Annotated in this window: 26 protein-coding genes and 1 pseudogene; 14 read left to right on the top strand and 13 right to left on the bottom strand. The window is 62.2% G+C overall.

The window, feature by feature from the left end; genetic code table 11:
- The 3 genes from HDR50_RS00320 to HDR50_RS12370 form a co-directional block, all read right to left on the bottom strand.
- The coding region (locus HDR50_RS00320; RefSeq protein ID WP_291354947.1) for a transposase at positions 1-168 on the bottom strand (168 nt) is incomplete at its 3' end.
- Between the two features lie 589 nt (positions 169-757).
- Entirely contained in the window at positions 758-1,279 is a 522-nt protein-coding gene (locus HDR50_RS00315) for a DDE-type integrase/transposase/recombinase (protein ID WP_291354945.1), read from the bottom strand.
- 44 nt (positions 1,280-1,323) lie between these two features.
- Positions 1,324-1,503: a hypothetical protein gene (locus tag HDR50_RS12370; RefSeq protein ID WP_365816272.1), complete on the bottom strand. Its 180-nt coding sequence runs from the start codon at positions 1,501-1,503 to the stop codon at positions 1,324-1,326.
- Here HDR50_RS12370 and HDR50_RS00310 point away from each other — a divergent pair.
- The 3 genes from HDR50_RS00310 to HDR50_RS00300 all read left to right on the top strand — a co-directional run bounded on the left by HDR50_RS00310 (position 1,502) and on the right by HDR50_RS00300 (position 3,060).
- Entirely contained in the window at positions 1,502-1,678 is a 177-nt protein-coding gene (locus HDR50_RS00310; protein WP_291354943.1) for a hypothetical protein, read from the top strand. The genes HDR50_RS12370 and HDR50_RS00310 overlap by 2 nt on opposite strands.
- 129 nt (positions 1,679-1,807) lie before the next feature.
- A complete protein-coding gene (locus tag HDR50_RS00305) occupies positions 1,808-2,806 on the top strand; it encodes an IS1595 family transposase (protein ID WP_291354941.1) in 999 nt (332 codons plus the stop codon).
- A 29-nt stretch (positions 2,807-2,835) separates the two neighbouring features.
- Positions 2,836-3,060, top strand: a complete 225-nt coding sequence (locus HDR50_RS00300) for a hypothetical protein (protein ID WP_291354939.1) — start codon at positions 2,836-2,838, stop codon at positions 3,058-3,060.
- Here HDR50_RS00300 and HDR50_RS00295 read toward each other — a convergent pair.
- From HDR50_RS00295 to HDR50_RS00285, 3 genes are all read right to left on the bottom strand, one after another.
- On the bottom strand, positions 3,044-3,349 hold the full coding sequence (locus HDR50_RS00295; protein ID WP_291354937.1) for a hypothetical protein: 306 nt from the start codon (positions 3,347-3,349) through the stop codon (positions 3,044-3,046). The two genes, HDR50_RS00300 and HDR50_RS00295, sit on opposite strands and share 17 nt — an antisense overlap.
- 94 nt (positions 3,350-3,443) lie before the next feature.
- Positions 3,444-3,785 (bottom strand): hypothetical protein, encoded by a 342-nt coding sequence (locus tag HDR50_RS00290; protein ID WP_291354935.1) that lies wholly within the window; start codon positions 3,783-3,785, stop codon positions 3,444-3,446.
- A gap of 15 nt (positions 3,786-3,800) precedes the next feature.
- Positions 3,801-4,346 (bottom strand): hypothetical protein, encoded by a 546-nt coding sequence (locus tag HDR50_RS00285; RefSeq protein WP_291354933.1) that lies wholly within the window; start codon positions 4,344-4,346, stop codon positions 3,801-3,803.
- Between the two features lie 82 nt (positions 4,347-4,428).
- On the opposite strand from HDR50_RS00285, the gene HDR50_RS00280 reads away from it, so the two are divergent.
- Positions 4,429-4,689, top strand: coding sequence for a helix-turn-helix domain-containing protein (locus HDR50_RS00280; protein ID WP_291354931.1), 261 nt, complete (start codon positions 4,429-4,431; stop codon positions 4,687-4,689).
- A gap of 232 nt (positions 4,690-4,921) precedes the next feature.
- On the opposite strand, the gene HDR50_RS00275 is transcribed toward HDR50_RS00280, so the two are convergent.
- Positions 4,922-5,944 carry a class I SAM-dependent methyltransferase gene (locus tag HDR50_RS00275; RefSeq protein ID WP_291354929.1) on the bottom strand — a complete coding sequence of 341 codons (1,023 nt, stop codon included), beginning with the start codon at positions 5,942-5,944 and terminating at the stop codon, positions 4,922-4,924.
- A 1,102-nt stretch (positions 5,945-7,046) separates the two neighbouring features.
- Between HDR50_RS00275 and HDR50_RS00270 the strand changes: the two genes are divergently transcribed.
- Positions 7,047-7,574: a hypothetical protein gene (locus tag HDR50_RS00270; RefSeq protein ID WP_291354927.1), complete on the top strand. Its 528-nt coding sequence runs from the start codon at positions 7,047-7,049 to the stop codon at positions 7,572-7,574.
- Between the two features lie 141 nt (positions 7,575-7,715).
- Here HDR50_RS00270 and HDR50_RS00265 read toward each other — a convergent pair whose 3' ends face one another.
- The 3 genes from HDR50_RS00265 to HDR50_RS00255 form a co-directional block, all read right to left on the bottom strand.
- Positions 7,716-8,033, bottom strand: coding sequence for a TusE/DsrC/DsvC family sulfur relay protein (locus HDR50_RS00265; RefSeq protein ID WP_165076103.1), 318 nt, complete (start codon positions 8,031-8,033; stop codon positions 7,716-7,718).
- A gap of 33 nt (positions 8,034-8,066) precedes the next feature.
- The gene (locus HDR50_RS00260) at positions 8,067-8,384 is read right to left on the bottom strand and encodes a TusE/DsrC/DsvC family sulfur relay protein (RefSeq protein WP_165076107.1); all 318 of its coding nucleotides are present in this window, start codon (positions 8,382-8,384) and stop codon (positions 8,067-8,069) included.
- Between the two features lie 197 nt (positions 8,385-8,581).
- Complete coding sequence (locus HDR50_RS00255; RefSeq protein ID WP_291354922.1) at positions 8,582-12,985, bottom strand: acyl-CoA dehydratase activase-related protein; 4,404 nt, start codon at positions 12,983-12,985, stop codon at positions 8,582-8,584.
- 1,009 nt (positions 12,986-13,994) lie between these two features.
- Between HDR50_RS00255 and HDR50_RS00245 the strand changes: the two genes are divergently transcribed.
- Complete coding sequence (locus tag HDR50_RS00245) at positions 13,995-14,636, top strand: HD domain-containing protein (protein WP_291354920.1); 642 nt, start codon at positions 13,995-13,997, stop codon at positions 14,634-14,636.
- A 14-nt stretch (positions 14,637-14,650) separates the two neighbouring features.
- On the opposite strand, the gene argB is transcribed toward HDR50_RS00245, so the two are convergent.
- Positions 14,651-15,433 carry an acetylglutamate kinase gene (gene argB / locus HDR50_RS00240; protein WP_291354918.1) on the bottom strand — a complete coding sequence of 261 codons (783 nt, stop codon included), beginning with the start codon at positions 15,431-15,433 and terminating at the stop codon, positions 14,651-14,653.
- Positions 15,434-15,455: 22 nt separating this feature from the next.
- On the bottom strand, positions 15,456-16,646 hold the full coding sequence (gene queA, locus HDR50_RS00235; protein WP_291354917.1) for a tRNA preQ1(34) S-adenosylmethionine ribosyltransferase-isomerase QueA: 1,191 nt from the start codon (positions 16,644-16,646) through the stop codon (positions 15,456-15,458).
- Positions 16,647-16,735: 89 nt separating this feature from the next.
- Here queA and HDR50_RS00230 point away from each other — a divergent pair, with 89 nt between their 5' ends.
- From HDR50_RS00230 to HDR50_RS00210, 5 genes are read left to right on the top strand one after another with little or no spacing between them, the layout of a single operon-like run.
- Complete coding sequence (locus HDR50_RS00230) at positions 16,736-17,344, top strand: hypothetical protein (RefSeq protein ID WP_291354915.1); 609 nt, start codon at positions 16,736-16,738, stop codon at positions 17,342-17,344.
- Positions 17,341-18,597 (top strand): bifunctional phosphopantothenoylcysteine decarboxylase/phosphopantothenate--cysteine ligase CoaBC, encoded by a 1,257-nt coding sequence (coaBC, locus tag HDR50_RS00225; RefSeq protein ID WP_291354913.1) that lies wholly within the window; start codon positions 17,341-17,343, stop codon positions 18,595-18,597. Before HDR50_RS00230 ends, coaBC begins: the two co-directional genes overlap by 4 nt.
- A complete protein-coding gene (locus HDR50_RS00220; protein WP_291354911.1) occupies positions 18,579-19,364 on the top strand; it encodes a hypothetical protein in 786 nt (261 codons plus the stop codon). Before coaBC ends, HDR50_RS00220 begins: the two co-directional genes overlap by 19 nt.
- Positions 19,365-19,406: 42 nt before the next feature.
- Positions 19,407-19,718, top strand: a complete 312-nt coding sequence (locus HDR50_RS00215; RefSeq protein WP_291354909.1) for a LysO family transporter — start codon at positions 19,407-19,409, stop codon at positions 19,716-19,718.
- Positions 19,715-20,314, top strand: coding sequence for a lysine exporter LysO family protein (locus HDR50_RS00210; protein WP_291354906.1), 600 nt, complete (start codon positions 19,715-19,717; stop codon positions 20,312-20,314). The genes HDR50_RS00215 and HDR50_RS00210 overlap by 4 nt, the downstream gene beginning before the upstream one ends.
- On the opposite strand, the gene HDR50_RS00205 is transcribed toward HDR50_RS00210, so the two are convergent.
- A complete protein-coding gene (locus HDR50_RS00205; protein WP_291354904.1) occupies positions 20,274-21,671 on the bottom strand; it encodes an aminoacetone oxidase family FAD-binding enzyme in 1,398 nt (465 codons plus the stop codon). The genes HDR50_RS00210 and HDR50_RS00205 overlap by 41 nt on opposite strands.
- Between HDR50_RS00205 and HDR50_RS00200 the strand changes: the two genes are divergently transcribed.
- From HDR50_RS00200 to HDR50_RS00190, 3 genes and pseudogenes are all read left to right on the top strand, one after another.
- The gene (locus HDR50_RS00200; RefSeq protein ID WP_291354902.1) at positions 21,670-22,644 is read left to right on the top strand and encodes an alpha/beta fold hydrolase; all 975 of its coding nucleotides are present in this window, start codon (positions 21,670-21,672) and stop codon (positions 22,642-22,644) included. The genes HDR50_RS00205 and HDR50_RS00200 overlap by 2 nt on opposite strands.
- A gap of 160 nt (positions 22,645-22,804) precedes the next feature.
- Positions 22,805-23,905 carry a sigma-54 dependent transcriptional regulator gene (locus HDR50_RS00195; protein ID WP_291354900.1) on the top strand — a complete coding sequence of 367 codons (1,101 nt, stop codon included), beginning with the start codon at positions 22,805-22,807 and terminating at the stop codon, positions 23,903-23,905.
- 76 nt (positions 23,906-23,981) lie between these two features.
- Positions 23,982-24,570: pseudogene (locus tag HDR50_RS00190) on the top strand (hypothetical protein); the annotation flags it as partial.

Raw genomic sequence — 24,570 nt, 5'->3', positions numbered from 1 at the left:
GAGCCGGGCGTTCTCCTCCTCAAGCCGGCGCAGGCGCATGGCATCGGAAACATCCATGCCGCCATACTTTGCCCGCCACTTGTAGAAGGTGGCATCCGAAATACCGTGCTTACGGCATAAGTCCACCACGCGTATACCGGCCTCGGCCTGGCGCAATATCCCGATGATCTACTCTTCGTTGAATCGACTCCGTTTCATGGAAGTGCTCCTATGTCAGGAACACTAACTTTTCAATGGTCCTGTTTTTGGGGGAGGTGTCACTATGGCTTGACGTGGCGCTATTACCTGACTATGAAATGACGGGTTATTTTTCGTACTCAAGGAGAAAATTTGGTCGGTATTTTAAACGGTATTTTGTAAATGCTGTTTTAAAATATCCTAAAAAACTGCATAGTTATTTGTAGATTTCGGCTTTGTCTCGGGGAACCAGAATGCTTCAGGGGTCGCAGGAGAAAAGCTGCGGCCCCTTTCCTATTAAGGCTCGAAGCCACTCGAAGGAGCGAGAGAGACTGAGAATAGGGAGTTAAGAAATATGAGAATAGGGGTGGCCTGTTCCGCCCTTGACCGATGTTTGACAATCCCTTGCTTGATGCGGGCTAGGCGTAAAGTGTCAACACGTTGTTCCTGCTTTCTGTAGCCGAAAAGCCGGAGGGTTCCTGCCAAGATTCATATCTGTACGCTGGAAATTGTACCGATACGTCCACAGAGGCAAATCTTGAGTCCGTTTCCATGACTAGGTATCTGTAGACGCATATGCTCACTCTTTCAATGCTGTTCGGATAAATCGTTCTGACTTTCCATTGGTTTGTGGATGATACGACTTTATCCTTTTATGTTGGATCCCGCGAGTCTGACGAAACTTCCGCGATTTATAGCAGGCTCGGTTATCGGTGAGAACACGCTTCACCTTGATCCCGTGTTGCTTATACCACGTCACTGCGAACCAAAGGAATTCTATAGCAGGCTTCTCAGTTTCATCCGCATGGATGGCTGTATATGCCACCTGTGGTGCGTTATCTTCACAGACGTGGAGGTATTCCCAACCCGGCTTCCGCCGTTTTACCTGACGGGTTCCGTCCTTTCGATGACCAATCCCATCAATCTTGCCGAGACAGTTTATATCCAGATGGAGCATATCCCCGGGACTGGCCCATTCATAATATTGAACTTTCGGTTTTAGCTCAAAGGGTGACAGCCGGGAAAAGCCCAGTTTGCGTAACGCGCGAAACACTGTGCTGCGACATAGGGTGGGAAGAAGTGCAATCTCGTCAACCGTCATGCGCCCTTTCCTCTATTCGTGGTTTTGGGCCATTGCCGTTTTTGTCAGACTGCATTGGCATCGTTTTGGGTGTGAATATGCGTCGGAAAGCGCCTCGGACCTCCAACGGCATAACGATACTTCCATTTTCTGACGGTGCGTACACTCAGGCCATAATCAACCGCCACAGCGGCAACGGATTTTGTCCCCAGTCGGCACACTATTTCTCCCCGGCCTCGTGCCATGAGTTTGGCATTCTTGTGGCTGTTACTCTTCCTCCCTGCCAAATTGCTGTTGTTAGCCATTTCCAGCTTTACCGGATTGAAGGAAGGTGAACAATCTATTAAGACATTACAGCTAAGACAAATCACCCGCTATGCAGGTGGTTTTGATGCCAGAAAGGTTGCAAAAGATTTTTAAAATCTCTCAGGCAGTTTTCAGAAGGCTATGTTATAGCACCTAGTTGACGAAAAGCTAAGATTTTGGTATTATTCACTTGTCAAGCTAAAAAGCGGCTTGTAACGCTGATTTTCAAAGGATTGGCCCGATATGAGCAGCGAAGCGTACAGGCAGATCACCACGCTTCTTCCTTCCCTCTCACCAGAGGAGCAGGAGAGGCTCCAGAAATGGCTTAGAGCTAACCCTTCAATCAGTCTGACTGATTTAGTTCAGATTAAGGAGAATCAAGGAGTTGCTTGCCCTGACTGTGGCGGTATCAAGCATCTGGTGAAATATGGCAAAACGAAAGATGGCGTCCAACGTTACCATTGCAAGAAGTGCAAGAGTACGTTCACGCCTCTTTCGTACACTTTTCTGTCAAACAGCAAGAAGGATTTATCTGTCTGGTTGTCTTACATTGATTGTATGATTGATGGCATGACGATAAGGAAAGCAGCTAAGTATTGTGGCATATCCGTTGTGACAGCATTTATGTGGAGACATAAAATTTTAGATATACTCCGTATGAAGTTGAAACGCATTAAGCTACGCGAAGTAGTTGAAGCAGACGATACGTTTTTCAGAGATAATTATAAGGGGAGCCAACCACCTAATAGAGAACCGTATAAACGAGGAACATCAGCGAGTAAGCCGGGAATATCCGAAGAACAGATAGCCGTCTCTACTGCCATTGATAGGAATGGGAAAGTATATGGCAAGATAAGTGCAAGAGGGAGGTCAACTGCGAAGGAAATAAGCAGAGCTATTGGTGCAAGGATAGACAGGGACTCGGTGCTGTGTACAGATAACGATGCAGCTTATAAAAAGTTTGCACGAGAGAAACATCTTGAACACGTTGTCATTCAAGAGCATGAAACAGTCAAGGGAGTGTACCATATAAATACGATTAATGCGTATCACTCACGCTTGAAAGCGTTCATTAAAAAATTCAAAGGAGTCGCTACGAAATACTTGGATAACTATTTAGCTTGGCTTAACAGCATGGGAGAACGAAAGCTGAATTTACGACAAGTAGTAAAAACAGCAATCAAAGAGGACTGGTATGGTACTTGGCAAGCTATCACTAATAAGCCACTCATGCCGGTGTAACATTGGCATGAATAGGAGTAATGAAAATTATGAGCATAAAAATTCAATCACCAATATTTGTTAAATCAGATGTTGTAGTACTTCATCGCGATGATGGTGGCGGATGGTTTAATGTTGATGGTCCTTTATGTATAATTTCAATGAATGACATATATACAATCGAAAAACAAGAGGAGTTCAAGAATAAACTCTCACAAATTTATAAAGAATATTCTAAACCTACTCATTTGAAAAGCATCACTCCTTTAATTTAATTATTGATCTACTCTTCATATCACCTTCAAATATGTCAAAGTCAATATTACAATAAGGAACTAACCATGCCGGTCGTAATTGATTGAAAATATTTAGTATAAAATTAATCATATTTGCAATATTAAGCTCGCTTGTAATATAAAAAGTCGTATCAACAGTATATCTAGCGCCATTTTTTATAAGCTCGTTACGAAAACTTGTACGGAGTATATTGATTTCCTCCAATGTCTTATCTGTATAGTTTTCCCCTGTTGCATATATAGTATATGCCATATGATATTTTAACATTCGTCTCTCCTTTTTAGTATCTGATATGTCATTAAAGCCAGCTAGTCAATCCGTATGACTAGCTGGCTTTGAGGAGAAGAGGAGGTGGCTTGGCTCACTCGCCAAAAAGATTGGCGTAGGCTCTGTCCGTCTTTCTGTCGCTTGTGAGGTCGTCAATGCTGTCGATGAGGAAGTGATGACGGTCAGGATTGAAAGCCTTTTTGTCTATTAGGTAGTACCTCTTCCCCTCGTAATCAGCGACTAGCAGCCAGCCAAGGTCGTACATAGCGGCAATTAAGTCGTTGACGTACCCTTCTTTTAGCTGCTCACGGTTGGCGCATTGCTTAATATCTTCTTTTGTAAGCAACGCACGGCGAATTGGTTTGCCTCGTTCTTCCTCGTGATGTTTTAAGTTTATGAGAATTTTCTTCGCGCATATTTCGTGTTCGTATGCCATATAGCAGTCCTAGTGTTATTCTAATATCATATCGGACGCTTTCTCGGTTGCCTCTAAAAAAATCTGCCCAACGAAGCCAATACCAACTTTGTACCCTTCTCTCGCATTAGAATATTCCATGCTACCCATCCGGGTATTTTTCATTTTATCAATTTCAATACCATATCTATCACATATAATCTCAAGTTTTTCTTTATCCATTTGTTTTATATTAAATGCTTTTGGATATAATACTATCTGCGCCAAAAAATCAAAAAGCTCACCGGATAGGTTTGTTTTTGATATAATGATATAACTATCAATATACTTATCAACAACTTTGTTTTCTATAATTTTGTTTTCCAATTTGCCAACCGCTATAGATAAATTATTATTTACAACTTCAATATCTAGTCCATTTTTATTTGCATACTGCTTAACAATTTGAACGGCATCTTCCCACGGCATACCAACTTGCAAGCCAAAAATCTTCGGGCCTCTGGCTTCAGCGTGTGCGTCAGTCAGGCTTGCCATTGAAATAAACAGAGTCAGAGCCACAAACACGGCTACACGTTTAAGCATGGTTGGTTCCTCCCGGGGTAATGATTGCTTCATCCGTGTTTACTATGGTTACAGGTGTAGGTCAAGTCTTTTGGCGTATTCTATGGAAATGGAAGATTATCCCTTGCTCAAGCGGGCGTTTGCAAATGTTCTAAAGGCCAAGCGGGAAGAGCTAAGTTTGAGCAAGCTCAAGCTGGCTCAAATGGCCAAGCTTGAGCGCGTGTATTTGATCCAGCTTGAGAAGGGCGATAAGCGCCCTACGGTCAACGCCCTGTTTTATTTGAGCGAAGCCGTTGGCTTGAAACCTAGCGAAATGCTGGCGTTAGTCGAGGAGGAAATTGAGAGGTTGAATGGAGGGGAGTAGCTTGTAGCCCTGCGTGGTATCGGTTTAGCCACCGCATCAACTATGTCCTATAACATAGCCTTTCAGAAAGAGAAATTTCTGGTTGTAGATTGCACATGCAGCTGATAAAATATATATTTTTATATTTTGATGTTTTTGAACAGATATAATGGAATTTTGATGCTCCAAGCTCATTAATGATAGAGTTGACTTGTGTCGCCAAGCCAAATTACGTGAATATTGGAGATAAATGTTATGGACGGTGCAGAAATGATACTGCATGTCGTTTCAATGATCCCAGAATTTTTCTCCAAGAAGGGATCCGAGGAGATGGCGTCTCAGTCGGTTCTGTATTTGGTGTTGGTTGCATTTTTGAGGGTAGTTGAGCATCAGGAGGCAAACCATTTTCACGATGGGAAAAGATATAAATGGGAGCAAGATTACTTGGAGCCACTCTTGCGAAAAAGCCTTTATCATAAAAAAGTTCAAGGAGGAAATCTTCGTCAAATCCTAATTCCATCCAGCCATGCTTGCGGACGGCCCATAATGTCTCGCTGTCATTCCGGATACCCCATGGCTGGTGCCAGTTCTTGATGATTGGTTCTCCTGCCAAGATCAATATGCCATTTTTTGTTAACAATCTCTTAACTTTACTTATTAATTCTGGAAATTCAAAACTATGATGGAAGGATTCATAAAAAATAATTACATCAAATTTTTCTGAAAAATGCGCGTCAACAGTATTAAATTCATCACAAATTGCTTTGCCACGGCCAAAATTTTTGCACCTGAGCTCAAGAGTACGGTGAGCCGCAGGATTTAATTCAAGAAAAGAGACATCATATCCCATACGTAAAAGGCATTCGCCCAAAAAACCGTCACCGGGCCCGAGTTCCAAGATCCTTGCCCCAGGATTATAGGGTAAATGACTTATGATATCAGAAATACTTCTCAGATGGTTAGAGGTTGTCGCAGGCGTTGAAGTAGAGAAGGGAAATGGTCGTTTATATTTGAAATCTATAGACTTTGCCATTCTCTCATTCGAGGGAGTGACGCGTATATATTCATTTGTTGTCGAATATTGTGAATCTGCAAGCTCTTCGTAGACATGAGCGATGAAATCCTTGTACGCGGGAGTAAGTGGATCAAGATGGCAAACTGGTAGCGAGAATGGCGGTGTCTCCGCGAAATACTGGCGCAAGGCGACATCATTCGCCGCTGCCTTGCATTTGGTTATGAAAACATCTACTGCCTCTATGGTTTCTCTGGGGATCATGAGGCTCTCCTTAAAATTATTTTTTAAAAATTTTATATCGATGTGTCTCGTTAGTCAAATCATCATGTACATGCGAGTATATCTGGAAATTTCGTCATGCCGCGACACAGCACGCATGCAGAAATTTGTATTATTTCCGTAATTTTCTGCTTATCTTATGTATAGTAATATATTTTATGTTTTTAAGAGAGGAAAAATACAAACGTAGTTAAGTCTATTTCTGCGGAAGATATGGCATTTTCAATTAACATATTCCTCATATTTGGTGATTGTGCGGCTCTTCCCATTCCAGGTATGGAACGTTGTGCAATACCGTGCTGCACCCATGTGGTAAAAATCTGTACCTCTCTAATCAAGTTTGCCCCGATAACGACCTACAGTGTAGAAGTGGCGTTGGTCGGATCATTGTCTTTGTTGGCGTCACTGCACTGGTCCTTGGTCGGCGGCTGTGGGCGTCTTGGCAGCGGCCCGCTCCTGCTTCAGGATGGGCGGGGTATGCTCCACAAAGAACAGAGGCACTTTGATTTCGTCCGTTTTCATATCCTTCGGCGCTGTCCAGCTTCGAGAACGCCATTGTCAGACGGTGCCGGTTGACAATGGTGAAAATCTGCGGTTTCGCCTTGTCATCCGCCTTTTTGAAATAGCGTTCAAAATGTCGAGCTTGTCATAACAGGTGCCGGTGTCATCCGTGGTCGGGACAATGAAAATGCTGATGTCCGCAGCCTCTCAGCCCTGCGGGGTTTTCTTTTTGCCGCTGGCGTTGCTACCTTCTGGCCATTGAAGCGGACGGCACAGGCCACGCGCAGGCCGTCCAAGATGCCCCGCAATTCCACGCCGTCAATGCGGATGATGCCATCCTTGAAAGTCAAGGATTTCATGCCGGTGCCCCCAGTTTTTCCACGATCGCCGAGTCAAGCTCACTGCAAAAATCCCTCGCAAGGAGCACTGGCGCGTCACGCCGATGCGCGCTATGCTGTGTTTTGCCGTAAGGCGGTCTTCCGGGCTTGCGCCCGGGTGTTCCGGGCCGGAGCAAACGTGAATTTGTCATGATGTGCATGAGCAGCGGAGAGCGATGATGAAAAATGGCATCAAGGTGTTGTGTGTGGCGGGGATGTTGATGGCGGCGCTTGCGCTTTCTGATGCGGCTGGGGCCAAGGTGCGCGCGCCGCGCCATCTCCAGAACCATCAGGAGCAGGCCCAGAGCACTGGCACGCAACAGCAGCAGCCCAAGGTCATCAAGACGGCCTATTTCACCCTTGACCTCGCGGACGGCTGGCGGCTGCTCAAGCCCGTGCAGTCGCAGAACGGCGCCGTGACGGTGCTCCTCGGGGCGCCGGGCAACAAGGGCGCCATCGCCATCAATGTGATGAAGGCCAACCTGAGCGCGGCCGACATCGCCAAGAACATGCGCACCAACATGCAGAAGGACAAGGCCACTGTGGAGGAGCCGGTGGAAAAGGACGGCCTGCAGGAATTCGGCTTTTCCCGCGGCAAGGCCACGGGCCGCGCCTGGATCGGCGCCAACGGCAAGGAAGCGGCAGCCGTGACCATCTTTGGCGACATCGAGGCCGGCAAGGAAGTGATGAAGCAGCTCAAGGCCAAGGACCCGAAGATCTTTCCCAAGTTTTAGCGCCGGCTGCCTCCCTCAAGGGGCCGGCTTCACGAGCGGGGCCGGGCGGCCGCACTGGAGCCGCCCGCACCCGCAAGAAACAGAAAGCCCCCGGCATGACCGGGGGCTTTCTGCATTCAGTGGGAGAAACAGCGGCGGGGACTACACACAGCCCGTGGGCTTGGGCAGGCCGGCCATCTTGCAGGCGCCCTTGCCGGGGCCGGAGGGGAAGAGCTCGTAGATTTCCTTGAGCTTGTACCCCGTGTTCTTGGAAAGGATGCGCACCATGGGCGCAATGCCGTTCTTGCGGTAGTAGTCCTGGAGGAAGTCGAGCAGCTTCTGGTGATCAGGCGTGATTTCCGGAATGCCCTCGGATTCTTTCACATACTCCAGCCATTCCGGGCACCAGTCATCGAAGTGCAGCAGGAAGCCGTCTTCATCCACTTCAAACGTCTTGCCCTTGAAGGTGATCTCAGCCATGCGCGTGTCCTCCTTTTAAGGGAAAAGTGTTGACTACACGCAGCCGGTGGGCTTGGGCAGGCCGGCCATCTTGCAGGCGCCCTTGCCGGGGCCGGAGGGGAAGAGTTCGTACACTTCCTTCAGCTTGTAGCCGGTGTTCTTGGAAAGGATGCGCACCATGGGCGCGATCCCGTTCTTGCGGTAGTAGTCCTGGAGGAAATCGAGGATCTTCTGATGATCGGGGGTGATATCGCTGATGCCCTCGGACTCCTTCACGTATTCGAGCCATTCGGGGCACCAGTCATCGAAGCGGAGCAGGAAGCCGTCTTCGTCAACTTCAAAGCTTTTGCCTTTAAAGGTGATCTCAGCCATGCGTGTCCTCCTTGGACAGNTANTCTCTCACTCGACGGGACGGGATTGCCCTGNCGTCGGNCAGCCGGAACCCATTCCGGCCGAGTTTNCCACTTGGTNGCGCGGCAGGCTGCCGCAGGTACAGGAGCTTTATGGCATAAAAAGTTCCTGCTGGCAAGCACGTTCCAGAATCAAGGCGAGTCCCCGTCCCGGGCGCCTCACGCGGAGCGGCCCGGCCCCGCCGCCTCCGCAAGGCCCGCGCGCATCATGAGCTTGATGCGGTTGATCTGGTTGACCTCGCTCGCGCCGGGGTCATAGTCCAGCGCGGTGATGGTGGCCTTGGGGTAGCGGCGCTTGAGCTCGCGGATGAGGCCCTTGCCCACGATGTGGTTCGGCAGGCACCCGAAGGGCTGCATGCAGAGGATGCCGCTCACGCCGCTTTCGAGCATGCGCACCATCTCCGCGCCCAAAAGCCAGCCCTCGCCGGTCTGGTGCCCGAGGGAGATGAGGTTGCGCGTGCGGCGGCGCAGCTCGTGGAAGCGCGCGGGCGCGCTGAAGCGGCGGCTGTGGCGGAAGCCGTAGCGCATGGAGAGCCGCGTGAACTCCAGGAAGGCGATGCCGGCCATGGCCACGCGCGCGTCGCGCCGCGAACCCGCGAGGTGCCGGTAATTGAACACGTGGTCGTAAAAATTGTAGAGCAAGAAGTCGATGAGGTCGGTCACCACGGCCTCGCCGCCCTCCTCCTCGATAATGCGCGCGGCGTTGTTGTTGGCGTCCGGGTGGTACTTGAGCAGGATCTCGCCCACAAGGCCCACGCGCGGCCGGCGCTCCTCCGTCACGAGGGGCAGGCGGTCAAATTCGCGGATCATGGCGAGCATGTTGCGCTGGAAGCGCAGGACGCCGGCCGAGGCGATGTTCCGGCGGGCCTTTTCCGCCCATTCCGCCGCCAGCGCCTCCACCATGCCGGGCTCGCGCTCGTAGGGACGCAGGCGGTGCACCATGCGCATGAGCGCATCGCCGTAATGGCCGGTCATGATCAGGCGCTTGAAGATGCGCGGCGTGAGCTTGATGCCCGGCGAGCTGATGCTGGTGGAAAATGAGGCGATGGGGATGTGCGCAAGGCCGGCATCGTGCAGGGCCTTGCGCAAAAAGCCCACATAGTTGGTGGCCCGGCAGCCTCCGCCCGTCTGCGAGATGACGAGCGCGATCTTGTTGGTGTCGTACTCACCGCTGAGCACAGCCTCCAGAAGCTGGCCAATGACCACGATGGCCGGGTAGCAGGCGTCGTTGTTCACATGCCTGAGGCCCAGCTCGATGGCCTTGCGGCTCACGGTCGGCAAAAGCACCGAGTCATAGCCCTCGGCGGCGAAGATCTCGGGCGCGAACTGGAAGTGCATGGGCGACATCTGCGGCACGAGCAGGGTGTGCGTGTGGCGCATATCGTGGGTGAAGACCGGGGCGTCGGCATGTTCCGCAGCGGCCGACCCGGCCTTACGGCAGATGGGGCGGCAGGTGGGCCGGCATGCGGGACGGCCCGCGCCCGCGGAGGGGACTTCCCGCGCCGGCGCCGCGGCCTCGCGCCGTTCGCGCTGGTCGCGCATGGCCGCGAGCAGGGAGCGGATGCGGATGCGCGCCGGCCCCAGGTTGGCGCCCTCGTCCACCTTGATCTGCGCATAGAGGCGGCCGCCGCGGCGGACGATCTCCTCCAGCTGGTCGGAGGTCACGGCGTCGAGCCCGCAGCCGAAGGAGAGCAGCTGCAACACCGCCAGGTTCTCGGCCGCGGCGGCCAGGGCGCCCGCGCGGTAGAGCCTGGAGTGGTAGGCCCATTGGTCCACCACGCGCAGGGGCCCCGGGTCGGGCATGAGGTGGGCCACGGAATCCTCGGTGAGCACGGCGAGCCCGCAGGAGGTCACGAGCTCGGCGACGCCATGGTGGATCTCCGGGTCGGTGTGGTAGGGGTGCCCGGCGAGGATAAGGCCCATTTCGCCGCTTTCGGCCAGCTCCTTGAGGGCCGCTTCGCCGGCGGCGCGGATGTCGCGGCGGTAGGCGTCCATCTCGTCAAAGGCCGCGGCCACGGCGGCTTCCATCTCCGCCTGGGGGATGCCGGCAAAGAAGGGGATCTCACGCAGGCGGCGCCCCAAAAGTTCGCGCTCCAGCGGCAGAAAGGCGTGGATGAGGGTCACGCCCTTCTCCTCCAGGATGCCCATGTTGCGCGCCAGAAGCTCGGGATAGCCGATGACCACCGGGCAGTTGTAGCCCGCGCCGCCATAGCCCGCGCCCTTTTGCTCCCGCTGCACGCAGGGGAAGAAGACAGTCCTGACGCCCCTGTCAACGAGGTCGCGCACATGGCCGTGCGAGAGCTTGGCCGGGTAGCACACGGTCTGCGAGGGGATGGTGTCGTGCCCGCGGTAGAAGATCTCCTTGGAGGACGGCGCCGAAAGCTCCACACGATAGCCGAGGCGCGTGAAGAGGGTGAACCAGAGGGGATAGTTCTCAAAAATGTTCAGGGCGCGCGGGATGCCGATGCGGCCCCGGGGGGCGTCCTCGGGCGCAAGCGGGACATAGGGCCCGAACAGGCGCTCCTGCTTGTAGGCGTAGAGATTGGGGCGGCGCTGGGGCTCGTGCTCGGCGCCGCGNTCNCANCGGTTGCCGGAGATGAAGCGCCGGCCGTCGCCGAAGCTCGTCACCGTGAGCAGGCANGCGTTGGAGCAGCGCCGGCAGCGCGTGGTNGCCGTGCGCGCGCTGAAGGCNGCCACGGCNTCGGGCCCGATGAGCGCNGTNNCCTCGCNNTTNGCCGGNCCGCGNTTNNTNGCGATGAGCGCCGCGCCNAAGGCGCCCATGATGCCNGCGATGCCGGGCCNNGTCACNNNNACGCCCAGCTCCAGCTCGAGCGCGCGCANNAGNGCGTCGTTGCGGAAGGCGCCGCCCTGGGCCACCACGCAGTCGCCAAGCTCGGCCGTGTGGCTGATCTTCATCACCTTGAAGATGGCGTTNCGCACCACGGCCCAGGANAGGCCGGCCGCGATGTCCCCCACGGANACGCCTTCNTTCTGCGCCTGCTTGACCTTGGAATTCATGAANACCGTGCAGCGCGTGCCNAGGTCCACCGGGGAGGGCGCGGCNAGNGCNGCGGNNACGAAGTCGGCGAGCGGCATGGCGAGCGANTCGGCGAAATTCTCGATNAAGGAGCCGCAGCCNGCGGANCAGGCCTCGTTGAGGCTGATGCGGTCGATGGCGCCGTCNCGCACGCGCATGCACTTGATGTCCTGGCCGCCGATGTCGAGGATGAAGGAGACCTTGGGCTCGAAAAAGGACGCGGCCGTGAAATGGGCCACGGTCTCCACCTCGTCGATGTCGAGGCGCAGGGCCGCGCTGAGCAGGGCGCTGCCNTAGCCCGTGGCCGCGGCNGCGCGGATNANGAGGCCGGNCCTCTTGCGCCGGTAGATCTCGGCNAGCACGCCGAGCGCCGCCGTGAGCGGGTCGCCCTTGTTGGCCTCGTAGAAGGAATAGAGCAGNCGCCCCTCGGCGTCGATGAGCGCCGCCTTGATGGTGGTNGAGCCGCAGTCAAAGCCGAGCCANGCGTCGCCCTCGGCCTCCTCGAGGGGCAGCTCGGCCACGNNGCGNCCGGCATGGCGGGNNGCGAAGGNGCGCCGCTCCTCCTCGNNNGNNAAGAGCGCGGGCAGGCGCCCGCAGGCGTCNGGCGGGGTGCCGTGTTCCAGNANNTCCAGCGCCTGCGCGAANGAAAAGCTCGGCGGCGCCATGTGGCNNNCGTGCCAGGCCGCNCCNAGGGCCACGAAGAAGTGGCCGTCTTCGGGAAAGACGGCCTCNGTCATCTCCGCGAGCTGCGCNGTGAAGCGCTCNCNCAGNGAGGCGAGGAAGAAGAGCGGCCCGCCGAGAAAGACCACCTTGCCCCTGATGGGGCGCCCGCGCGCGAGNCCNCCGATGGTCTGGCCCACCACGGCCTGCATGATGGAGGCCGCGATGTCCTCGCGGGCGCANCCNTCNTTGAGCAGGGGCAGGATGTCGCTTTTGGCGAACACNCCGCAGCGNGAGGCGATGGGATAAATGGTCTTGTGCCTGAGTGCNAGCNGGTCGAGGCCGCCGGCGTCCGTGCCGATGAAGGCCGCCATCTGGTCGATGAAGGCCCCGGTGCCNCCNGCGCAGGTCTCGTTCATGCGCTGCTCGGCGCCGCCGGTGAGGAAGATGAGCTTGGCGTCCTCGCCGCCNAGCTCGATGACCGCGTCCGCATCCGGGATCTTGCGGCCGATGGCGAGGCTNGAGGCNAGCACTTCCTGGATGAANGGGAGNCCNAGNTCNCCGGCGAGCGAGATNCCGCCNGAGCCGGAAATGGCCGCGCGGCAGGGCCGGCCCGCGCCAANNGGCGCCATCTCGCGCAGAAGCTCCGCCGTGCAGCCGCGCACATCCGAAAAATGGCGGCGGTACTTGCTGAAGATGACGNGGTCGTCCGCGTCCAGCAGCACGGCCTTGACCGTGGTGGAACCGATGTCAAGCCCGAGGTGCANGGACGTGNCCGCCGGGGCGTGGNNTTGNCCGGCGGGGNAGGGNGCGGAGGCNGCGGCCTCCTGTGCGGCGTCTGTCGACGCCGGAGCGTCAAGTTCCATCGCTGAACTGGTCTGCGGCGCCTGTNCCGCCGCNTGCTGCCTGGTNANGGTCGCCCGAGGATCCAGTANGTNTCAAAGCCGTCNTCGAGGANGCCGTCGTCGATGCCGCNGAAACCGGCCTGGGCGAAGAGCCGGCGGTANTCGGCGCGCGTGCGCCGCCANCCCCAGAACTGCTGCCGNCGGATGCCGAGCAGGTGCAGGACGGCCCGGATGAGGATCTTGATGGCGTTNACAAAGCTGCCGATGAACGAATCCTCCTCCAAAAGCGACGCGGAAAGGCAGATGAGCTCGCCGCCGGGCGCGAGCTGGCTGCGCAGCTCCCCGAGCACATGNACGAGCTCGCGCGTGGGGATNCCGTAATCCACGGCCGANAGNTAGATGACATCGTACTGCACGTCCGGGGGCAGGCAGGCCGGNGGGAGCCCNATNTANATGCGCTCGGCCGGGATGAGGCGCCGNAGCCAGCGCATGCCCACGGTGCTCGGCTCGTTGACGTGGAGCTCCACCCCNGGGAGCTCCTCGAGGAGGAGCTTTTCCATATAGCCCACGCCGCTCCCGATGGAGAGCACGCGCGCGGGCCCGTCGTTGTCGCGCAGGCCGTCCTCGCACTGGCCGGCGACCACCTCGCGGATGCGGTCGGCGAGCCAGCGGGCGTCCTTGGCCTTGTTGGCGCGCCAGCGGGNGGGCAGNTCGTTCCAGCCCTGGTAGCGGCGGAAGAGTTCTTCATAAAAGGTGGCGTAGAACTTGGGGTCCGCCAGGCGGAAGAACGAAATATGCGAGAATGCCGTGAACGGTATCCCCTGCCAGCTTTCCTGATAAAAACGCCGCACTCTCTTGCGCCTCCTTGCGGGCGANCCAGGCANNNCCGGNNCCCNTCCGCACACCNCATCAATATAACGCATGGCGCCCCGGGGCGCAATGCCCGAACGCCCGCGCCACGGCAAGTTGCCACGACGCCGCTTTCCGTTTAGAGCAAGGGGACGGCATCATGCAAGGCACAGGAGGAACAATGGCCTCACCCAAGGAAAGCGGCCGCGAGGCACCGCTCACCCTCACGCCGGAAACGCTGGAACGCCTGGCCGACTTCGCAAACGAGGCGGGCATGCTCCGTCACACGCCGCGCAGCGGCTACGCCTTTCTCGGCAGCGGGAAGGAAAGCGTGGCCGAGCACTCCTACAGGACCACGGTGCTCGGCTACATGCTCGCGCGCATGGCCGGGCTCGACCCCTCGCGCGTGGTCATGCTCTGCCTCTTCCATGACCTGCACGAGGCGCGCACCGGGGACTTCAACTATGTGAACCACCGCTACGACACCTGCCGGGCGCGGGCGGCGCTTGAGGACGGCACCGCGGGCACGGGCCTCGCCGATGACATCCTGGGCGCCTGGGACGAACTGGAAGACGCGCAGACCGATGCCGCGCGCCTCGCCCATGACGCCGACCAGCTCGACCTCATCTGCAATCTCCAGACCGAGCTCTCGCGCGGCAACGAATTCGCCCGCGAATGGCTGGACAGCGCCCTCAAGCGCCTGCGCACCCCCCAAGGCCGCGAGCTCGCCGAGGCAATCCTTCGCACCGACCCCAACCGCTGGTGGTATGGCCGCGTGGACAAGGACTGGTGGGTGCGCCACGTCCTCCCGGAAACGCGCTGACCCGCCCGGGCGCCCTAGGTCGTCACCACCGTCCCGAGGGGCGCGCCTTCGAGGAGGAAGCGCCGAAGGCTCGAGGGCGCGCGGCCGTCGAGGATGAGGGCGCGGCCGCAGCCGGCCGCGAGCGCCCCGAGGCAGGCTTCCGTCTTGGGGATCATGCCGCCGCTGATGACGCCGGCCTCGCGCAGGGCCGCGATGCGGGCCGCGTCGAGCGTGGGCAGCAGGGCGCCGTGCCCGTCCAGCACGCCGGGCACGTCGGAAATGAGCACGAAATACTCGGCGCCGAGCGCCCCTGCGAGCGCCCCCGCGGCCGTGTCCGCATTGATGTTCAGGGCTTCGCCGCCGGGGCCGGAGGCCACGGGCGCCACCACGGGCACGAAGCCTCCCTCGAGCAGGCAGCGGGGGAGCGCCGGGTCGGCCTTCATTATCTCGCCCACCAGGCCGAGGGCCGGATTTTTCGGCCGCGCCAGCAAAAGGCCCCCGTCGCGCCCGGAGATGCCCGCCGCCCTGACGCCGCGGGCCGCGAGCTCGCTGACGACGGCCTTGTTCACCTGCCCGCAGAGCACCATTTCCACGGCTTCCATGGTGGCCGCGTCCGTCACGCGCAGGCCGTCCACGAAGCGGCTTTCGATGGCGAGCCGCTTGAGCAGGGCGCTTATCTGCGGCCCGCCGCCGTGGACGATGACAAAGCGCATGCCCTGCCCGGCCAGCAGGGCCAGATCGTCCGCGAAGGCGCGGGAGAGCTCGGGCTTGTCCATGGCGTGGCCGCCGTACTTGATGACAACGGTGGAGTGGGACATTTGGCCTCCTGGGGAGTGAGGTTCAGCGGATGAGCATGGCGTCGCCATAGGAAAAGAAGCGGTAGCCACGGGCCACGGCCTCGGCATAGGCGGCGAGCACGCACTTGCGCCCCGCAAAGGCGGAAACGAGCATGAGCAGGGACGACTCCGGCAGATGAAAATTGGTCACGAGGCCGTCGATGACGCGGAAGGGGCGCCCGGGATAGAGAAAAATATCCGTCCAGCCCGCAAAGGGGCGCACTTCGCCCGACTGTGCGGCGCAGCCCTCCAGGGCGCGCGCGCTGGTGGTGCCCACGGCGACGATGGGGCGCCCTTCGGCCCGGGCCTCGCGCACGGCGCGGGCCGTTTCTTCCGGGATCTCCATGTATTCTGAGTGGATCTGATGCTCGCGGATGTCCTGGCAGCGCACCGGGCTGAAGGTGCCGTAGCCCACATAGAGCGTGACCTCGCGCCAGAGAAAGCCCCGCGCCCCAAGCTCCGCGCGCAGCCCGGGCGTGAAGTGCAGCCCGGCCGTGGGCGCCGCGGCGGAGCCGGTCTTGTCGGGCCGGGCATAGACGGTCTGGTAGCGCTCGGCGTCTTCGGGGCCTGCCGGGCGGCGGATATAGGGCGGGAGCGGCATCTCGCCCGCGCGGATGAAGGCGGCGGCGAGGTCGCCCCGCCATTCGAGGCGCACCTGATGCCGTCCGAAGGGGCCTTTTTCCAGGAGTGTCGCGGTGATGCCGCCGGCAAGGGCGAGGCGCTCGCCCTCGCGCAGCCTGCCGCCCGAGCGCACGAGGCCCTCGGCCACGGCGCTCCTTGGGCCATCGGCCGCGTCTTCTCCGGCGTCCGGCTGCGCCAGCAGGAGGGGCAGCGGCGTGAGCAGGAGAAATTCCACCCGGCCCCCGGTGGCCTCGCGCAGGCCGGCAAGCCGCGCCGGCAGGACGCGCGAATTGTTGGCCACGAGGAGCGCGCCCTCGGGGAGCCAGCTTGCGAGTTCGCCGAACATGGCGTGCTGCGGCGCGCCGCCAGCGCGCCCGAGCACCATGAGGCGCGAGGCGCCGCGCACCTCGGGGGGGTATTGGGCGATCTGGGCCTCGGGCAGGGGAAAGCGGTAGCTTTCGAGCAGGAAGTCCGCGGGCTCGGGAGCGCCCGCGGGTGAGGCTTGCCAGTCCTTCGCGGAGAGGCTAGGATTTTCTGATATGTCCGGGCGCGCCGCGCCCGCGCTGGCAGCCATCGGGGGCTCCTTTCCTGTCCGCGTGAAGCGGCGGCATGCGCCCCAAGGGCCGCTCCCACGCCGCACAAAACAAAAAAATGAGTATAGCCATGCGCCGGCAGCTTGTCATCAGCATTCTTGCCCTCTCCCTGGGCGCGCTCGGCCTGCTTTCGGGCTGCGCCTCCATGGGGATAGAAAATCCCTTTGCCAACGATCCCCTGACCGGCGGGGTGGACACCTCCACGAGCTCCCTGCTCAATGTGCCGCTCCCGGCCGGGCTCCAGCGCTATTCCTCGCACGGGTACACCGTGACCAACGCGAGCGGCGCCCGCGAGGGGCTGGAGATCCTGCGCGGGCACGTGAACGCCGGCGCCACGGCCATGGAGCTTTTCTCGGCGCTCAAAAGCCACGGCTGGCAGTTGCGCCTCGCCCTGCACAAGGAGGACCACATGCTCCAGGTGTATGAAAAGGGCGCGGAGATGGCGGTGCTCACCTTCCGCAGCCAGGCCGTGCTCACCATCCTCGAGATCTGGGTCGGCCAGCGGCTGCCGGATGGCGCGGCGCTCGAGATGCCCGTGCAGACGGAAGATGCGGGCGAGAGCGGCGTGGAACTCGCCGGCGAGGAATACGGCCCGCTGGACGATGCCGAGAGCTCGGGCGCAAGCGCCCCGGCCCCGGGCACCGTGGAGCAGTGGGGCGTCCAGGAGCGTGCCCTGTGAACGCGCTGTGGGACGACACCCCGTTCACGGAAAGCGGCAAGTTCTCCGGGCGCCAGCTGCACCTCGGCGTCAGCGGTTCGGTGGCCTGCTACAAGGCGGCGGAACTTTTGCGCGCCTGGCACCGGCTCGACATGCAGGTCTCGGCCACGCTCACGGCGGGCGCGCGCGAGTTCGTGACGCCCCTGCTCTTCGCGTCGCTCGGCGCGGCGCCGGTCTACGGGGACATGTTTGCGGAAGGCCAGGACGTGTTCGCGCACCTTGAGCCGGGCCAGAACGCCGAGGCCATGGTCATCGTCCCGGCCACGGCCGACGTGCTTTCGCGGCTGGCCGCGGGCGCCGCGTCCGACATGCTCTCGGCGCAGGCGCTGGCCTTTGCCGGGCCGGTCATCGTGGCCCCGGCCATGAACCCGCGCATGTGGGCCCATGCGGCCACGCAGGAGAACGTGGCGCGCCTGCGCGCCCGGGGTGTCGTTGTGGTGGGGCCGGATACCGGCGCCGCGGCCTGCGGCGACGAGGGCAAAGGGCGCCTTGCGGAGCTTCCGGCCATCTTTTTCGCCGCCCTGCGCGCGCTCGCCCCGCAGGACATGGAGGGCTTGCGCGTGCTCGTGACGCTCGGCCCCACCCGCGAGCCCTGGGACGGCGTGCGCTACTGGTCCAACCCCTCCAGCGGCCGCATGGGCGCGGCGCTCGCCACCTGCGCATGGCTGCGCGGGGCCGAGGTGACGGCCGTGTGCGGCCCGGGCGTGCGCAGCGTGCTGCCCGAAGGCGTGACCCGCCAGGATGTCGCCACCGCGCGGGAAATGTTCCGCGTGGCGAGCGATGCCTGGCCCGGGATGGACATGGGCTTTTTCAGCGCGGCCGTGGCCGATTTTTCGCCGGAGCGCCCGGCGGACGGCGGCGAGGCCAAGTTCAAGAAGACCGGCGCCTCCGACGGCTTGAGCATCGCCTTCTCGCCCAACCCGGATATATTGCGGACACTGGCGGCCAGCCGCCGCCCCGGCCAGCGCGTGCTCGGCTTCGCAGCCGAGATCGTGCCGGATATGGAGAGCCTGCTTTCGCTCGCGCGACTCAAGCTCACGCGCAAGGGCGCGGACGTGGTGGCCGCCAATCCCGTCAACGCCGGGGCTGGCGCCTTCGGCGCCGCCGAAGCCTCCATGGCCGTGGCGGACAGGAACGGCCAGGAGGAGATCTGGAACGCCCGCAACAAGGCCGACATCGCCTGGGATCTCTGCTCATGGCTTTTGCGGATCTGAACTTCACGGCCGCGCTCTGGCAGGGCCGGGGCCTGCGCTGGCTGGCCGCAGGGGCCGACCTTGCGCCGGAGCTTTCGCTGACGGTCGCGCCGCCCGCGTCCACTCCCCCCCCGCAGCGGCCGGCGCCGCGCTCCCCGGAGGCTGCCGCCGGCCCGCGCCCCCGCCAGGAAAGCAGGGCAGCCTCGCGGCCACGGCAGGAGGCTCCGCCCGCCGCAGAAAGGAGCGCCCGCTGGCGCCCCCTGGTGGCCGCCGCCATGCCCGAGCCCTGGAGGAGCCGCCTTGCGGCCACGCGGCCGGGACGGGTGGCATGGACCTACTGGGCACTGGGGCAGGATCTGGCGGCGGGCAAAGGCGCGCCCGACGGGGAGGAGGCGCGGGCCCGCGCAACGCGCCGGGCCTTTCTGGCGCGCCTGTTGCGTGACCTCGCCCATCCTGCGGGCACGCACACCTTCTGGCCCGCCTGCCTCCCGCAAGTTCCGGCGCCCGCCGCGCAAAGCGGCGGGGATGCCCCCTACGCCGCGCATGCCGACGCCTTCTGGTCGGGCGCGGCGCATCTCGGCTGCCGCGCGGTCATCGTCATGGGCAGCGCCGCCGTGCGCGCCCTGGGGCTGCCGGCCAGGTCACGGCCGCTCGCCCAGTTGCGCTGGCTGGGCCAGCTCGTGCTGGTGCTGTGGGACGTGGATGTCCTCGCCGGGGACGAGGCGCGCTACGCCCCGACCCTGGCCTTTCTGCGTCAGGGGCTGGCCCCGGCGGTGCGGGTGGGCTGAGGCGCCGCACGCAAGGAAAAATCAACTCCCGGAGACTCTGGAATGTATACGGCCCTGGGCATCATGCTCTGCGGCATGCTCGCCGGGCGCCTCCTGCGCGGGCGCCTGAGGGAGGAGGCGTTGCGGCGCTGGATCTTCCTCGCCATCATGCTCCTGCTCTTCCTGCTCGGCGTGGCCGTGGGCGGCAATGAGCGGCTCGTGCGCGACCTGCCGCATCTCGGCGGCGCGGCCCTCACCCTGGCTCTGGGCGCCCTCGGGGGCACCCTCGTCTGCGCGGCCCTGCTGCGCCCGCTGTTCAGGGACGCGCCGGCGCCCAAGGCCCATGCGCCCGGCAAGGATGGCCCCGGGGCATGAGCGCGAGCCTGCCCATCCTGGGCTGTTTTCTCCTCGGGCTTTTGCTGGCGCGCTTCGGCTTCGTGCCGGAGCTCCTGCTCGAGCATGACCCCACCCTGCCGGCCCTCTGGCTGCTCATGGCCTTGGTGGGCCTCTCCCTCGGGGCCGACCGGCGCCTCATGGAGATCCTGCGCTCCCTCAAGCCGCGCGTGCTGCTGCTGCCGCTGGGCACCACGGTGGGCACCTTCGCGGGCTGCGCGCTGGTGAGCCTCCTTCTCGTTTACAGCCTTTCCGACTGCCTCGCCGTGGGCGCGGGCTTCGCCTATTATTCGCTCTCTTCGGTGTTCATCACCCAGTACCGCGGGGAGGAGCTGGGCACGGTGGCCCTGCTCGCCAATATCTTCCGCGAGCTCTTTACCCTCGTGTTCACGCCGGCGCTGGTGCGGCTCATGGGGGCGGTAGCGCCCATCATGTGCGGGGGTGCCTCCACCATGGACACGACCTTGCCGGGCATCACCCGCGCCGCAGGGACGCTTTGGACCTTCCCCTCCATCGTGTCCGCCATGGTGCTGGATTTCAGCGTGCCCTTCTGGGTGACGCTCTTTTGCAGCCTGTGAGGGGCTGCGCTCCTGCAAGCACCGCGCGCCCCGCGGCCGTGCCGCTGGCCCATGCCCAGTGGAGATTGTAGCCGCCGAGCCGCCCGGTCACGTCCAGCAGTTCGCCGATGAGGAAAAGCCCGGGCACAAGCCGGCTCTCCATGGTGCGGGGATCAACCTCTGCGGTATCCACGCCGCCGGCGCAGGCTTCGGCCTTGTCGAGGCCTTCGGTGCCCGCGGGCGTGACGTTCAGGGAGTGGATGGCGGAGGCGATCTCGCGGCGCGCCGCCCGGGAAAGCTCCGCGGCCTTGCGCCGGGCAAGCCCGGCCGGCAGCACGGCGTCGAGCAGGCGCTGCGGGAGGAGTTCGCGCAGGATGCCGCGGGCCGTGCGGCTGCCGCTGGCGTCCAGCAGGGCCTCGGTGTCCCGCCCGGGCAGCAGGTCGAGCTCAAGCGGCTCACCCTCGCGCCAGAAGAGGGAGGCCGTGAGCGCCAGGGGGCCGCTCAGGCCGGTATGGGTGAAGAGCAGGTCGTCTTCAAAGGTGCGCGCGCAGCCGGCAACCGTATCTGGCAGAGTCACGCGGCAGGGAAGACTGATGCCGGAAAGCCCGTGCAGGCCCGAATCCTCAGGCAGGCACAACGGCACGAGCGCCGGCCGCGCGGGCGCGACCCTGTGCCCCAGCGAGGCGGCTACGCGCCAGCCCGCAAGGCTTGCGCCGATCTGGGGCCATGCCGGGCTTCCGAGCGCGAGCACGAGGGCGCGGCCGCGCCAGATGTGGCTGCCCCCGGTGGCGCTGTCCACGGCCTCCACAGCAAAGCCGTCCGCCTCGCGGTGTACGGCGCGCACGTCCGTTCCGCAGGCGAGGCGGCACGATGCGGCGGCGCAGTCCTCTTCCAGCGCGACTGCGAGGCGCCGGGCCGGCACGGTGAGAAAGAGGCGCCCGTGGTCGCGCTCTTCCATTGGCAGGTGCCGGGCGCGAATGCGCCGCACTACGGCCTCGGGAGGCAGGGCTTCCAGCGCTGGCCGGCAGAACATGGGGTCGCGCGGGCAGAGATAGTCGCCCGGCGTGACGGAGCGGTTGCTGAAATTGGCCTTGCCGCCGCCGCTGACCGCCAGCTTGCGGCCCGGGCGCGGGCCGCGTTCGAGCAGAAGGACGCTGAGGCCGCGGCGGCCTGCCTCGGCCGCGCAGGTGAGACCGGCAGCGCCGGCGCCAAGCACGAGCACATCGAAGACGGGGGAATCGCCCGCGCGCCAGCCGCCCTTTTCCGGCCCCGGGATGCGGTGCGGGCGCGCAACGCCGCCATTTGACACGCGCAAAGCCGGCGGCGTAGAAGAGGCCCGCGGCCCTGGGCCGCGCTGCTTCCCGGAGTTTTTGGGCATGCCGATCCTTCCTTCTTCCTACCGGGCTCCGTGGTGGCTCGCCAACGGGCACGCGGCGACCATCTGGCCCGTGCTGTGCCGCCCGTGGCCCAGGCCCGCGCCCGGCATGGCCGAACCCGAGCGCATCCGCATCGCCACGGACGACGGGGACTTTCTCGACCTCGACCTGCACCGCCACAAGAACCGGCGCGCCCGGGCCCTCGTCATCATCTCGCACGGGCTCGAGGGCAACAGCCGCCGCAAGTATATCCTCGGCATGGTGCGGGCGCTGGCCCTGCGCGGTTTCGACGCGCTCGCCTGGAACATGCGCTCCTGCTCGGGCGAGAGCAACCGCACATCAAGGCTCTACCACATGGGCGAGACCGGCGACCTCGCGGCCGTCATCCGCTTTGCCGAATCGCTGGATATGCCGCTGGCGCTCGCGGGCTTCAGCCTCGGGGGCAACCAGGTGTGCCGCCATCTCGCGCGCGGGCCGGTGTCGCCGCTTCTGCGTGCGGCCGTGGCCGTGTCCGTGCCGTGCGACCTCACCACGGCGGCCCAGAAGATGGACGGCCCCTCCTGCCGCCTCTACATGGCGTATTTCCTGCGCACCCTGCGCCGCAAGGTGCGGGAAAAGGCCGCCCGCTTTCCCGGCTATCCTTCGGCGGAAGGCGTGGAGGCTATCCGCACTTTCGGCGTGTTCGACGAGCGCTTCACCGCCCCGGTCTTCGGCTTCGCCTCGGCGGCGGACTACTGGGCGCAAAACAGCGTGCTCCCCGACATGCCCGCCATCCGCACGCCGCTCTACCTGCTGCTCGCCGCCGACGACCCCTTCTGCACGCCTTCGTGCTATCCGCGCGAGGCGGCTGCGCAAAATCCGGCCCTCTTTCTCGAGGTGGCGCCGCACGGCGGCCATGTGGGCTTCGCGCAGACTGGCGGCGTCTATTACAGCGAGGCCCGGGCCGCGGCCTTTCTTGACCGGCTCTTCGACTGAGCGGGGCGCACGCGGCTGGCCGGGAAGTATCCGGGAGAAAACGCGGAAAAGCGCGGCTTTTTGCTGGTAATTCGGCCCATGTCAGTGTATTGACACCTGAAGAGCAGTCAAACGCCCGCGCGGAAAGGCCAGCCCCCGCCGGGCCGCGAGCAGGAACGCCATGGATCTGAACACCAGCGGCATCATCGGCCAGAGCACCACGCTCGCCGAGGTTTTCAAGGTTCTCGGCAAGGTGGCCCCCACGGACAGCACCGTCCTTGTAACCGGAGAATCCGGCACCGGCAAGGAACTTCTCGTGCGCGCCCTGCACGCCAACAGCAAGCGCGCGGACAAGCCCTTCGTGCCCATCAACTGCGGCGCCATCCCCAAGGAATTGCTGGAAAGCGAGCTCTTCGGCCACGAAAAGGGCGCCTTCACCCACGCCATCCGCTCGCGGCCGGGGCGCTTCGAGCTGGCTGACGGGGGCACCATCTTCCTCGATGAAATCGGCGAGATGGACCTGAGCCTTCAGGTCAAGATCCTGCGCGTGCTCCAGGAAAAGGAAATCGAACGCGTGGGGGGCACGGGCAGCAAGAAGGTGGACGTGCGCGTGGTGGCGGCCACCAACCGCGACCTCGAACGCGAGGTGGCGGAAGGGCGCTTCCGCGAGGACCTGTATTACCGGCTCAACGTCATCCCCCTGCACCTGCCGCCCCTGCGCGAGCGCGGCGGCGATGTGCTGCTTCTGGCCGAGCATTTTCTGGAGGCGGACTGCAAGAAGAAGGAGCGCCCCCCGCTTGCGCTCTCGCCGGACACGCGCCGCATCCTCGCCGCCTATTCCTGGCCGGGCAATGTGCGCGAGCTCGAGAACTTCATGGAGCGCCTGAGCATCCTCGTGGACGGCGACACGGTGATGCCATCCGACCTGCCCGCCAAGATCCTCGACGAAGTGGGCGATCTTGCGGCGCTCCCCGAGCCGGAGCCGCCGCTCCAGGTGCCTCTCGTCGCGTCCGTGCCCGCCGATGGCGCACAGGGCGCCGTGCCGCCCGCCGGGGAGGCCCCGGCCGCGCCGGCCGGGGCCGTGACGGGCGAATTCGTCTGGCCCACCCTGTCGGTGCTCGAGGCGCGGGGCATGAACCTCAAGGATTTTCTGGACACGGTGGAGGGGCGCCTCATCGACGAGGCCCTGAACCGGGCCGATGGCGTCAAGAACCAGGCCGCCGAATACCTGGGCATCAAGCGCACGACCCTTATCGAAAAGCTCAAGAAGCGGGGGGCCTGAGCCCGCCAGAGCCCGGGCGCTTCAGGCGCCGGGGCCGTGGTATTTTTTTTGCACATTTTTGTGCAGGATATTGCCGATGGCTGCTTTTTTCCGCTTCATACGCCTCATGCGCTCCGCGCTGCCCGGTCTGCTGGCGTTCGCCTGCCTCCTTGGGAGCGCTCCTGCGTGGTGCGCCGCCGAGCTCAACGGCCGGCAGACCATCCCCTATTCGCAGCTGAACAGCGTTGCCGGCGGCGGAGAAATGGCGTGGCCCCAAGCGGCTCCCGCGCCGGAAAAGCCCGGCGTGGTGGCGCGAGCCCTGGGCGCCGCCTCCGCGCAGGCGGCCACCTCAGAAGCAGGTGGGGGAGCGCAGACCCAGGGAGCCGCCGGGCAGGATCTTGGCGGGCGCGGCATCATGGATTCGCGCCAGTCCCTGCGGGGCAAGGTCAATGCCGGCGGCCCGGAAGACTGGCCCGAAGACAGCGGCCTGTCCACCACCACCGCCGACGTGCCCCAAGGCGGAGCGCCGGCCCAGGCACCGGCGCCGCAAGGCGTTTCGCAGGCCCCGGCCGCAGCCCCCGCCGCCCCGGCACAGCCCGCGCCCGCGCCTCCTACGGCTGCGCCCCAGGCTCCCGCACCGGCCCCGCAGCCCGCGACTCCGCAGCCTCCGGCCGCGCAGAACGCTT

This window comes from Desulfovibrio sp., from assembly GCF_014803725.1.
Taxonomy (GTDB): Bacteria; Desulfobacterota; Desulfovibrionia; order Desulfovibrionales; family Desulfovibrionaceae; genus Desulfovibrio.
Note: the sequence above shows the minus strand (reverse complement) of the source record. Positions and strands in the feature narration are given on the sequence as shown.